Here is a 10,374-nt window from a genome sequence, read left to right as displayed (position 1 = left end):
CCTCAGCCCTCGACCAGCGGAGTGCCCTCGGCCAGCGGGGTGCCGTCGACCAGGGCCTTCTTGCCCTCGGGGAAGATGCCCTCGAGCTGCTCGGCGCCCTGCTTGTAGACGTAGAACATGCGGCGGAACGAGCAGACCTCGTCGCCGTCCTGGTTCAGGGTGCGGGTCTTGACCGTGACGATGCCGGCGTGCGGGCGCTTGGCCGACTCGCGCTTCTCCAGGACGACCGACTCGCTGTAGAGCGTGTCGCCGGCGAAGACCGGGTGGGTCATCCGGATGTCGTCCCAGCCCAGGTTCGCGAAGGCGTTCTGGGTGAGGTCGGTGACGCTCTGGCCGACCGCGATCGCAACGGTCAGGGTCGAGACGACCAGCGGCTTGCCGAACTCCGACCTGGCGGCGTACTCGCTGTTGAAGTGCATCTGGTTGGTGTTCATCGTCAGCAGCGAGAACGAGATGTTGTCGGCCTCGGTCACCGTGCGTCCGAGCGGGTGCTGGTAGATGTCCCCGATCTCGAAGTCCTCGAAGAATCGTCCCTGCCAGCCGGGCTGCACGCTCACTGTGTTCCTCTCGTCGGGGTCTTGCGGTAGATGGGCGCGCCGACCACCAGGCGCGGCGCCGCGGAGCGCAGCAGCAGGTCGGCGACGACGTCGGGGCGGGTCAGCGGTGCGTCGTGGCCCCCGTCGAGGACGTCGTACGGCGTGCCGCGCGCGTCGAGGCGCGCCCGCGTCGTACCGCACGGGTACGCCGGCGGCGTGTCGGCGAAGAAGACGTGGGTCGCGGGGACCGTCGCCTCCGCGGTGGACGCGCGGTCGAGCGACGGGGCGAACGGCGTGGGCACCAGTCGCTCGTTGAGCCACGCGACGGTGGCCTCGTCGAGGTCGCCGCCCGCGGTCAGCGGGCGCGGCGGGACCAGGGTGCCGCGGGGCGGGAGCAGGGCGTCGTCCGGCGGGACGGGCGCCACGTCGACGGCGCGCTCGCCCGGGTCCGGCACGGCGGCGTCGAGGTAGACCAGGCGGCGCAGCCGGTCCGGGGCGCGCACGGCGACCTCGCGGACCACCACGCCGCCCTGGCTGTGCCCGACGAGCACGACGTCGTCGAGGTCCTCGGTCTCCAGGAGGCCGACGACCTGGTCGACCCAGGTCGCGAGGCCGGTGGCGGTGCCGTCCAGCGTCGGGGTGTGCACGTCGTGGCCGGCGGCGATCAGGCGCGGACGGACCCGACGCCACGACCAACCGCCGCGGAAGGCGCCGTGGACGAGGACGAAGGTGCTCACGACGGCAGGTGTCCGGGCTCGTCGAGGACGACCTCGAGGTATTCGCGCGGGTAGGAGTCGTAGGGCTGCAGGTGCTCGTACATCGCCAGCAGGTGTGCCTGGTAGTCCGGGTGCTGCGTGCACTCCTCGTAGTCGGCGATCGAGTCGAAGTAGCGCAGGTGCGTGAAGTGGGTGCGGTCCTCGACCCCGCGGACCAGTCGCCGGCCGCGGTAGCCGGGGTGCGCCCGGAAGAACCGGCCGAACTCCTCGGAGAGCGAGACGTACGCCGCGGCGTGCTCCTCGCCCGGCCTGGTCCAGGCCTGGCTCACGACGACGATCACGGCCCTCTCCTCCCGAATGCACGCTCGAATACAGTGACAACATAGATCATATATCCGTAACATGGCGGCATGACGAGCAGCACACAGACCAAGACGATCCACGAGTTCCTGGCTGAGGCTCCCGACGTCGACAGCTCCGAGCTGTGGGCGGCGTTCTGGGAGATCCTCAGCGAGGCCAAGGACCGCATCACCGCGGAGCTGCCGGTCCAGGCGCACCCGTCCGGTGCCGACCTGGAGTACTGGGCGACCGAGGACGCCAGCTACGAGGGTTCGCTCAACCCCTACACCGGCGACCCGGACGAGGGGGTCGAGTGGCTGGTCCACTCCTGGATCGGCAACCGCAAGGCCTCGATCCTGGACATGAACCTCCAGGTCTGGCTCGGCCCGCACATCGACGTGCCGCACCTGATCATCGTGTTCGGGACGGTCCCGCAGATCTTCTTCTACAGCGAGCTGACCGCCCGGCGCGACCTGATGACCGACGTCGACTACCTGAACCGCTACTACGACCCGCTCAACGAGTCCTTCCTGAAGCTGCGTGGCGACGACCGGTTCACCTGGTCTGTCAGCCACGGCACCTACATGCGCGCCTACCTGTCCCCGATCGCGCACTCCTACACCGCCGAGCGCACCGAGGACGTCGTCGAGACGCTGCGCGAGGTGGTGCGCGAACGGGTCGACACCTGGCTGGGCTGGGTCCGCGACGCGAAGCCGGTCCCGGTCGAGGAGCGCGCCGCGCTCCGCGAGCGCGACCACCGGGTCCGCACCCTCGGGTACACGATGGACCCGATGAACGAGCTGTCCAAGAAGTTCCTCGGCGCCGAACGGGTCGACGAGCTCGTCGCGACCCGCGCGGGCCTGGGTCAGATCCGAGAGATGGAGAACCACGCATGAGGATCCTGGTGATCGGCGCCGGCCTGGTCGGCACCCTGGCGGGTGCCCGGCTGCGGGAGCTGGGCCACGAGGTGGCCGCGACCACGACCACCCCCGGCAAGGTCGAGGGGCTGCTGGAGAAGTTCGACGAGGTGCTCGTGCTCCGCGGCAGCGACCGCGACGCCGTCCGCGCCGCGCTCGAGGGCCGCGACGCCGTGGTCGTCGCCGCCGGGCCGTCGGCCCAGAGCTCGATGACGCCCGAGGAGCGCGCGGTGACCTACCGCGAGATCCTCGTGGAGACCGCCGAGTCCGTCACCGGAGCGACCACCTCCGGCGACGCGCCGTACCTCGTGGCGCTCTCGTCGACCTCGGTCTACGGCAACGCCCAGGACCACCTGGACGAGATCACCGAGGCGGGCCCGGTCACCGACTCGACCGACCCGAGTCCCACGATGTTCCTGGCGATGGAGAAGGTCTACCTCGAGCGGGCCGGCGACCGGGCCTGCGTCTTCCGCTGCGGCGACATCTTCGGCGCCGGCGACCCGCCCATCGAGGCCAAGGTGGCCATGGCCCACCAGTACCTCGGCGGCTCGGTCCCCTTCAGCGGCGACGCGCTCTTCTACCGCCTCGCCGTCGAGGACGCGGCCGACGCGATCGTGCACGCGCTCGAGAACCGGATCACCGGCCTGCACAACCTCACCCACGCCGAGGTGCCGCCGACCAATGCGGCCATCTTCGACGCCCTCTCCGCGGCCCAGGACCTCCCGGCCCTGACCTACCGCGACGAGATCGCCTCCCCCCAGAAGCCGATCTCGGTGGCCCGGCTCACCGAGAGCGGCTTCGCCACCACTCGGTCGTACGACGCCGTCACCCTGGCGGCCGCGAACCGCTGATCCACCCCCGCACGAAGAAGCCCCCCGCGACCTGGTCGCGGGGGGCTTCTTCGTGTCTGCGTGGATCAGCTCCGCTTGCGGGCCACCTGCGGGACGCAGAGCAGGCCGGCCGCGCCGAGGAGGGTGAGCGCCAGGGCCCACAGCCCCACGACGGGGAGCGAGTCGCCGCCACCGGTCTTCGGCAGCGTGCCCGCACCCGACGAGACGCCACCGGAGGAGGCAGGGGTCGCGGCGGTAGCCGTCGGCTCCTCTTCCTCCTCCTCCTCGGTGGGCTCGCTGCCCACGGTCATCTTCCCCAGCGAGACGGGGCTGGCTGCCGTGCACTCCGCGCCAATGCTCGCCGAGGGGAAGTTGAAGGTGAACTTCGAGACCTTGATCTCCAGCTCGTCGCCGTCGACGCCGACGGTGCCGGTGAGGTCCTTGACCGGGACCTCCACCTTGGCTGCGGCATTGACCTGGTCGGTGCTCTTGAGGGTGACCGCCTTGCCACCCGCCGTGGCGGCGAGCGTGTAGTCCATCGAGCCCTGGATCGGGACCGGGGAGATGGCCGGCAGGTCGCTCATCTTCGCGGTGAGGGTGACGTCGTCACCCTCCTTGGCGCGATAGCCGCTGACCGTGACCTTGGCGTTGTAGTCGAACTTGCTGCCGATCGGGCTGAGCAAACAGGCGAAGGTCGCACTGCCCTTGGCCGGCTTGCCACCCTTCGACCCCGACGGGACCGACGCGCTGGCCGTGGGGCTCGGCGTCGGCGTGGCCGTGGCCGTGGTCGTGGTCGTCGGCGTCGGAGTGGGGGTCGGTGGGGTGCCGCTCACGATCTTCAGCGTCCCGAAAGCAGCACCCGCAGTGGGCAGGCAGAAGCTCTCCATCCCGAAGGCGGGCATCGCGAAGTCGTAATTGGTGACCTCCGCGACCGCGTCGACCGCCGAGGAGGTGAACGTTCCCCGCAGGTCCGGCTGGTCGAAGGCGGCCTTGGGGAGCGCGTTGACCTTGCCGCTCCCGGTCAGGGTCACCACGTCGCTGCCCAGCTTGAGCTTCATCGTGTTGTTGAAGTCGTAGTCGGTCAGCGCCACCGGCACCACGCCGCTCATCTGCGACACCTTCGCGATGACCGTCACCGTCGTCGAGCCGGCGGGACGCACCGCAGAGAGCGTGATGGTGCTGTTCCATGGGAAGTCGGGGAACGGGGCCAGCTTGCAGTTGAACACCGGGCTCCCGACCAGGTCGTCACCAGCCGCGGAGGCGGGGCTGCCGCCCATCGCCGCGATCGAGCCGACGACGACACCGCCGACGGCCAGCAGCGCGGCGAGCGGGTGCCGGAGCCGGGCGAACCGGGCGCGGGAACTCATCGGCCGACCTCCGGACGACGCCGCCCGGGCACCAGGAGCATCACGGCGACGCCCGTGCCGAGCAGCGCGGTCGCGCCGAGCAGCAGCACCGGGACGGAGTCGCCGGCGCCGGTCTTCGGCAGCGTGCCGGTGTCAGCGACCGGCGCGGCCTCCGTCGACGGCGCCACGGACGGCGCGGCCGGCGCGGGGGCCGCGGGCGCCGCCGCCGGAGCCGCACCGAAGGTCATGGTGACCTCCCAGGTGTTGGCCTTCACCGTCGCCGCGTCGGCCGCCGTCGGGAGGGGACCCGCGGCGAGCACGCACTCCTCCGTCGTGCAGTCCACGTTGCCGAACTTCTCCTTCACCACGATGGTGAACTGGGCGACCTTCCCGCCGGCGTCGGCGTCGCGGAAGACCGCGCCGCCCTGCAGGTTGCAGTCGCCCGGGCCGACGTAGCCCTTGCGGCACTGCCCGATCGCGATCCCCTTCAGACCCGGCTTGAAGCCCGACCCCGAGATGGTCACCGACTGACCGTCCTTCAGGTTCTGATGGGCACTGATGTCCAGCGCGGGTGCGGCGAAGCTCGGGGGCGCGGCCATCAGCACCGCGGCCAGGGCCACGAACACCACGACCAGCGAGCGGGGCAGCAGGTTCACTCGTCTCATTGCGACGATCTCCTCAGGGTTGGTCATCGACTCGGAACGGGTTGGATACGGGTCGACAGCGGGTCGGGGGTGGACGAATCTGGACCGGCCGCCAGGTGCAGGCCGGAGCGATGGATCGCCGCCTGGTCGGCGCCGAGGTACGACGTCACGACCGCGGGGTCGTTGCGCACCTCGTCGGGCGTGCCGGTGGCGATGACGCGCCCCAGGTTCATCGCGAGCATCCGGTCGGACAGCCGCGAGAGCAGGGGCAGGTCATGCTCGATGACGACCATCGTGGTGCCGAGCTCGGCACGGATGGCCAGCAGCAGGTCGCCCAGGGCCTCGCTCTCGCTTTGGGCGATGCCCGCCGACGGCTCGTCGAGCAGCAGCACCCGGGGCTGCAGCGTCAGCAGGCAGGCGAGCTCGACCACGCGGCGGGTGCCGGTCGACAGGTCGCCGACGGGGCGGCGGGCGTAGCGGGTCAGGTGCATCCGCTCCAGCACCTCGTCGGCGGCCGCCGCCTTGTCGATCTCCGCCGAGCGGACGCCCAGCGCGGAGGTCCACAGTCGGGTCGGCTCGATCCGCTCCTGGGCGACCATCAGCGTCTCGTGCACGGTGAGGGTCGGGAACAGCGCAGCGTCCTGGAAGGAGCGGACCAGGCCCTCCTGCGCCCGCTCCTCCGGGGTCGCCCCGGTGACGTCGATGCCGTCGAACACGACCCGCCCGCGATCCGTCGCGGTGAATCCCGCGACGATCTCGAAGCAGGTCGTCTTACCCGCGCCGTTGGGACCGATGACCCCGAGGATCTCGCCCTGCTCCACCTGGAAGCTCACGTGGTCGACCGCGACCACCCCGCCGAAGCGCCGGGAGATCCCGTCGACGGTGAGGATGGGACCGGTCGTACGGGCTCCCGGAGCGACCCGCGGAGCGAGGCCCTCCAGGCGCGGGCGCTCGTGCAGGGGCGAGGACACGTGCCCCTCTGCGTCGAGGTCGACGACGCCGTGCCGCTCGCGCAGCGGGTCGAGGCCGTGACGGCGCGCGAGGCCGTCGTACAGCGAGTCACGCATGCGCACCATCACCCCGCCGAGGCCGTCGGGCAGGAAGATGACGACGAGCAGCCAGCCGATGGCCAGCGCGGCCTGGCCGGCCATCCCCATGCCGACGAGCGCCGGCAGGCCGACGATCAGCAGGGCACCGACCAGCGGCCCGAGCGAGACGGTGAGCCCGCCGACGACCGTGAGGGCGACGACGTCGATGCTCGCGTCGGCCGGGAAGGAGTTGACCGTCAGCTGCGACTGGCCGTGGCCCACCACGATGCCGCCGAGCCCGGCGAGCGCCCCGGAGACCGCGTAGAGCTGGATCATCCGCATCCGGTTCGGCACGGTGAACGCCCGAGCGGCGTGCTCGTTGTCGCGCAGGGCCTGGATCATCCGGCCGAAGCCGCCATGACGCAGGTTGTTGGTGACCCACAGCCCCACGCAGAGCATCAGCAGGGCGAAGAGGTAGTAGTCGACGGCGTACTCGAGCGGGTAGTCCCACCAGGTCGGCTTCGCGGGCGCGATGCCGTCGCCGAGGAACAGGTCCTGGCGCAACAGCCAGGTCGAGGTGGCCAGCGCGAAGGCCAGCGTCGACACCGCGAGGGCGAGCCCCTTCAGCTTCATGGCCGGGATGCCGACGAGGGCCGAGGCGGCAGCCGCGGAGAGGACGCCGCACAGCAGGCCGAACAGGAAGTTGCCCGTCGACTCGGCGACGTGCACCGACGCGGCGGCGGCGATGCCGGCGTACGCGAACTGGCCGAGCGAGAGCTGGCCGGACACCCCGGTCAGCAGCCCCACGCTCAGGCCCACGAGCGTGAAGCCCGCGACCAGGGAGAGCACCGACGCCGTGTCGTTGCTGACCAGGTAGGCGACCCCCACCGAGGCCGCGATGCCCACGACCACCGAGACGCGCGGGATCCACCGGATGCTCGGGACCGAGCGGTACGCCGGGGGCAGGGGCGGGAGCACGACGCGGCGCCAGCGGCCCTTGTCCTGACCGGCCCGGCCCAGCTGCGGCTGGCGGAGCAGCGCGACCACGATGATCAGCGCGATGACCACGGTCACCAAGCCGCGGGTGTCGGGATTGGAGAGCAGCACCTGCTCGATCACGCCAATGCCGAGCGAGGCCGCGATGGCGATCGGGATGGACGACATCCGGGCGATCACGGCGCCGGCCAGCCCCTTGAGGAGGAGGTCGGGACCGATGCCCTCCAGGCCGGAGCCGGCGGTCGTCGGGGTCACCAGGATCGCCGAGAAGCAGGCGATCCCGCCGGCGATCGTCCAGGCGAGCGTGGCCATCCAGCGGGCCGGGATGCCTTCGAGCCGGGCGGTGTCGGGGTCGTCGGCGGCGGCCCGGATGCCGATGCCCATCCGGTGGTAGCGCAGGAACCAGGCCAGGCCGGCCAGCAGCACGGGCGCGAGGACCAGCATCGCGACGTACGGCGTGCCGATCGGCAGCGACTGGATCTCGAACGTCGGCAGCATGGTCGGCTTCGGGTAGGTGAAGCCGCTGACGCCGTCGCTGTTGATGATCAGCGACATGACCACGATCAGCTGGGACAGGCCGAGCGTCGCGATCATGCCCACCAGCGCGGGCCGACCCTCGAGCCGTCGTACGACGAGGATCTCGACGAAGCCGGACAGCAGGCCGCCGACCACGATCGCGACCACGAACGAGGCCCAGTACGGCAGCCCCCAGTCAGTGACCATGAGCGCGAGCACCGAGGCACCGAACGCGCCGATCGAGCCGTGAGCGAAGTTCACGAACCGGCTGGACCGGTAGACCAGGACGAGGCCGACGGCGAGCAGGCCGTAGGTCAGGCCGGTGAACAGGCCGATGACCAGCCGGTCGACGCCGAAGTCGAAGCCGCTCATGCCGTCACCGCCGTGTGTCCGCCGAGCATCAGGGTGCGGACCTGCTCGGGATCGGCGGCGAGCGACGCCGCCGACTCCTCGGCGATGATCTCGCCCTTCTCCATCATGTAGACCCGGTGGACGAGCGAGAGCGCGACGTTGACCGACTGCTCGACGAGCAGCACCGCACTTCCCCGCTGGTTGAGCCGACGCACGAGCTCCATGAGGCCGCCGACGACCACCGGAGCGAGGCCGAGCGAGAACTCGTCGATGACGAGCACCTTGGGCTCGTTGACGATCGCCTTGGCCAGCGCCAGCATCTGCCGCTCACCGCCGGAGAGCGTCGAGGCCGGCTGGTCGCGGCGGGCGTGCAACCGGGGGAACACCGTGAGGGCGGCCTCGACCGCCTCCTTGGTCCACTTCCGGCTGCCCGAGGTGTAGCCGTGCATGGCCAGGTTCTCGGTCACGCTCAACGACGGGAACGTCGCCTGGCCGACGACCTGGCACAGGCCGAGACCGACGCGCTTGCGAGTGCCCATCCGGGTCACGTCGACGCCGCCGAGGTGCACGGAGCCCTCGTCGGGGGACAGCAGACCGCCGATGACCTTCAGCAGGGTGCTCTTGCCGACGCCGTTGGGGCCGAGCAGCGCAACCATCTCGCCCTGCTCGACGCTCAGGCCCGCGTCGAAGAGCACCTGCACCGGGCCGTAGGAGGCACGGATGCCGGCGCACGCCAGCGCCGGGGCGCCCGGACCGGACTCACTCATCGAAGGGAACCTCGGGTCCCTCGTAGACGAAGTGGCCCTTGTCGGCGTCGAAGCGCAGCACGCGGTAGGCGCCCACCGCGGCCCGGCCACCGTCGCCCAGGGCGTTGCCCGGGCCCGAGGCGCTCTGGAACGAGGTGCCGTCGCGGTCGAGGATCGTGGCCCAGGTCGCGGCGTTCAGGTCGCCCTCCACGCCGTCGGCGCCCAGCTTCAACAAGCGGGTCGCGTCGCAGTACGGCAGTGCCACGCGCGCCGACTCCCGCGACTCGAAGTTGACGCCGCCGTCCTCGTAGATGCCGAGGCACTCCTTCTCGGTGTCGGTGGAGGGGAACTCCAGCTCCGAGTCGGGCACGTCCTGAGGCGGGTGGAAGCCGATGCCCACCATCCCCTTCATCGTCTCCGGGGGCGCGGTCGTGGGGTTGTTCACGAAGAACGACGGGTTGTCGAAGCTGGAGATGGCGTAGCGCGGGGAGAACCCGTCCTGCGAGCCCGCGACGGTGGCGAAGACCGACGCCATGCGCGAGCCGCCGAGGAACATGAGTCGCTCGATGCCCTTGCTGCGGAAGGTCACGGCCGCCTGCTCCAGGCCCTGGAAGAGCGTGCCGGTGTCGGTGGTGTCGACCCACGCGACCTCCGGGTCGACCTCGGCGTCGCGCAGCAGCGGGACCGCGACGTTCTCGATGCTCTCGCGGTTGACCGGCGAGTCCGCCGCCACGACGCCGACGGTGTCCTGTCCCTCGAAGAATTCCTGCTCCGCCAGCACTCGCACGTAGGTGCGGATGAACGAGTCGTACTCCGGGAAGCTCGCGGTCCAGACGTAGGGCGACTCCTCCTCGAGGTAGTCCTGGCTCATCGCGAACAGCGACGCGTCGATCACCACGGTCTGGCGAGCCGCGTAGCAGGGGCGGGCGTTGACCTGGTACTGGCCGGTCGTCACCACCGCGAAGGCCTTGTCGTCCTGGGTGATCTTGTTGCACAACTGCTCCTCGGCAGCGGGCGAGTCGGTCTCCGCGTCGTAGACTCGGAAGACCGCCTCCATCCTTCTGCCGCCGAGGCCGCCGTTGTCGTTGACCCAGTCCTCGAGCGCCTTGATCTGCTTCTTCTGGTCGCCGACAGCTGCGGTCTCGAATCCGGTCATCTTCTGGACCGCGTCGAGGTCGACGGCGATGAACACCACCTTGACCGAGTCCTCGGTCACCCCCGGCCCGTTACCCGCCGCCACGGCGACGCGGCCGTCGGCACCGGTGTGTCCACCCGGCATCAGCGTCCCGCACCCGGCGAGCGCGACGGCCAGGCCGGCCCCGACCGCTCCGACGCGCAGCAGCGCCGAACGATCGCGGGTCCATCTCCTCGTGGTCTGCACCTGTGACGTCACTCCGCTCGGTCGGGAA

The 10,374-nt window shown here is 70.8% G+C and carries 10 protein-coding genes; 2 read left to right on the top strand and 8 right to left on the bottom strand.

Going from position 1 to position 10,374, the window contains the following annotated elements; all coding sequences use genetic code 11:
- Positions 1–2 precede the first annotated feature (2 nt).
- Genes MUB56_RS12110 through MUB56_RS12100 form a run of 3 tightly spaced genes read right to left on the bottom strand, consistent with a single transcriptional unit; the run spans position 3 to position 1,593 of the window.
- Complete coding sequence (locus tag MUB56_RS12110; RefSeq protein WP_244932147.1) at positions 3–557, bottom strand: MaoC family dehydratase; 555 nt, start codon at positions 555–557, stop codon at positions 3–5.
- Positions 554–1,273, bottom strand: a complete 720-nt coding sequence (locus MUB56_RS12105; protein ID WP_244932146.1) for an alpha/beta hydrolase — start codon at positions 1,271–1,273, stop codon at positions 554–556. The genes MUB56_RS12110 and MUB56_RS12105 overlap by 4 nt, the downstream gene beginning before the upstream one ends.
- Positions 1,270–1,593: an antibiotic biosynthesis monooxygenase gene (locus tag MUB56_RS12100; RefSeq protein WP_244932145.1), complete on the bottom strand. Its 324-nt coding sequence runs from the start codon at positions 1,591–1,593 to the stop codon at positions 1,270–1,272. Before MUB56_RS12100 ends, MUB56_RS12105 begins: the two co-directional genes overlap by 4 nt.
- A gap of 69 nt (positions 1,594–1,662) precedes the next feature.
- Here MUB56_RS12100 and MUB56_RS12095 point away from each other — a divergent pair, with 69 nt between their 5' ends.
- Both MUB56_RS12095 and MUB56_RS12090 read left to right on the top strand, forming a co-directional pair.
- Positions 1,663–2,487, top strand: a complete 825-nt coding sequence (locus tag MUB56_RS12095; RefSeq protein WP_244932144.1) for a hypothetical protein — start codon at positions 1,663–1,665, stop codon at positions 2,485–2,487.
- The gene (locus MUB56_RS12090; protein ID WP_244932143.1) at positions 2,484–3,359 is read left to right on the top strand and encodes an NAD(P)-dependent oxidoreductase; all 876 of its coding nucleotides are present in this window, start codon (positions 2,484–2,486) and stop codon (positions 3,357–3,359) included. The genes MUB56_RS12095 and MUB56_RS12090 overlap by 4 nt, the downstream gene beginning before the upstream one ends.
- 65 nt (positions 3,360–3,424) lie before the next feature.
- Here MUB56_RS12090 and MUB56_RS12085 read toward each other — a convergent pair whose 3' ends face one another.
- The 5 genes from MUB56_RS12085 to MUB56_RS12065 are packed head-to-tail and all read right to left on the bottom strand — an operon-like array spanning position 3,425 to position 10,358.
- Positions 3,425–4,705: a hypothetical protein gene (locus tag MUB56_RS12085; RefSeq protein WP_244932142.1), complete on the bottom strand. Its 1,281-nt coding sequence runs from the start codon at positions 4,703–4,705 to the stop codon at positions 3,425–3,427.
- Entirely contained in the window at positions 4,702–5,349 is a 648-nt protein-coding gene (locus tag MUB56_RS12080; RefSeq protein ID WP_244932141.1) for a neocarzinostatin apoprotein domain-containing protein, read from the bottom strand. The genes MUB56_RS12085 and MUB56_RS12080 overlap by 4 nt, the downstream gene beginning before the upstream one ends.
- A gap of 23 nt (positions 5,350–5,372) precedes the next feature.
- Entirely contained in the window at positions 5,373–8,240 is a 2,868-nt protein-coding gene (locus tag MUB56_RS12075; RefSeq protein ID WP_244932140.1) for a branched-chain amino acid ABC transporter permease/ATP-binding protein, read from the bottom strand.
- Positions 8,237–8,986, bottom strand: a complete 750-nt coding sequence (locus tag MUB56_RS12070; protein WP_244932139.1) for an ABC transporter ATP-binding protein — start codon at positions 8,984–8,986, stop codon at positions 8,237–8,239. Before MUB56_RS12070 ends, MUB56_RS12075 begins: the two co-directional genes overlap by 4 nt.
- Complete coding sequence (locus MUB56_RS12065) at positions 8,979–10,358, bottom strand: hypothetical protein (RefSeq protein ID WP_244932138.1); 1,380 nt, start codon at positions 10,356–10,358, stop codon at positions 8,979–8,981. Before MUB56_RS12065 ends, MUB56_RS12070 begins: the two co-directional genes overlap by 8 nt.
- Positions 10,359–10,374 lie beyond the last annotated feature (16 nt).

This window comes from Nocardioides sp. W7 (assembly GCF_022919075.1).
Classification (GTDB): Bacteria; Actinomycetota; Actinomycetes; order Propionibacteriales; family Nocardioidaceae; genus Nocardioides.
Note: the sequence above shows the minus strand (reverse complement) of the source record. Positions and strands in the feature narration are given on the sequence as shown.

What these genes read in the sequence shown, in the direction of transcription:
- MUB56_RS12080 (WP_244932141.1), bottom strand. Translation starts at nt 5,349, where the DNA reads ATGAGACGAGTGAACCTGCTGCCCCGCTCGCTGGTCGTGGTGTTCGTG.
- MUB56_RS12075 (WP_244932140.1), bottom strand. Translation starts at nt 8,240, where the DNA reads ATGAGCGGCTTCGACTTCGGCGTCGACCGGCTGGTCATCGGCCTGTTC.
- MUB56_RS12090 (WP_244932143.1), top strand. Translation starts at nt 2,484, where the DNA reads ATGAGGATCCTGGTGATCGGCGCCGGCCTGGTCGGCACCCTGGCGGGT.
- MUB56_RS12085 (WP_244932142.1), bottom strand. Translation starts at nt 4,705, where the DNA reads ATGAGTTCCCGCGCCCGGTTCGCCCGGCTCCGGCACCCGCTCGCCGCG.
- MUB56_RS12070 (WP_244932139.1), bottom strand. Translation starts at nt 8,986, where the DNA reads ATGAGTGAGTCCGGTCCGGGCGCCCCGGCGCTGGCGTGCGCCGGCATC.
- MUB56_RS12095 (WP_244932144.1), top strand. Translation starts at nt 1,663, where the DNA reads ATGACGAGCAGCACACAGACCAAGACGATCCACGAGTTCCTGGCTGAG.